Source organism: Halorubrum sp. SP9 (assembly GCF_005435015.1).
GTDB lineage: Archaea > Halobacteriota > Halobacteria > Halobacteriales > Haloferacaceae > Halorubrum > Halorubrum sodomense.
On record NZ_SGXU01000313.1, the window covers coordinates 1 to 511 of the forward strand.

General features: G+C 62.0%; 1 pseudogene. It reads right to left on the minus strand.

Annotation, left to right across the window (positions count from 1 at the left end):
- A pseudogene (locus EXE45_RS17685) lies at positions 1 to 406 on the minus strand (hypothetical protein); the annotation flags it as partial.
- Between the last annotated feature and the right edge of the window lie 105 nt (positions 407 to 511).

The window sequence follows — 511 nt, forward strand, 5'->3', positions numbered from 1 at the left end:
GATCGGGTATCGACCCGTCGTTCCAGACCTCGACTCGGACCGTATCGCTCGTCGGCGTTGACACCGACACCGAGACCTCTGGCGACGGGCCGTCCTGATGGATGATCCCGTTTCGGAGCGCTTCTCCGAGCGCGACGTCGAGGTTGACATCTGCGAGAACGACGCGGTCGACCGACTCAGGAGTCTGGACCTGCGCGTCTGGGTGCGTGGCTCGGGCCTCCGTGGCCGCCCGCTCGATCACCTGCCCGAGAGGCGTCGGCTCCACATCCGAGTTGCTGATGGTCTGTTGTATGTAGCGGGCCTTCTCCGCCGTCTCGACGACGGCATTCGCGTGTTTCAATGCTGTGGTCACATGAGCGACTTCCTCATCGCTCAACGACTCGCTCTCTACGAGTGTGTCGAGCACGCCGTGGATGACGTTGAGGTCGTTGCGGATGTTGTGCCGCAACACCCGGCTGAGGACAGTCAATCGCTGCTCTCGGCGATTGATCTCTTTATTGCTCTCTGCGAG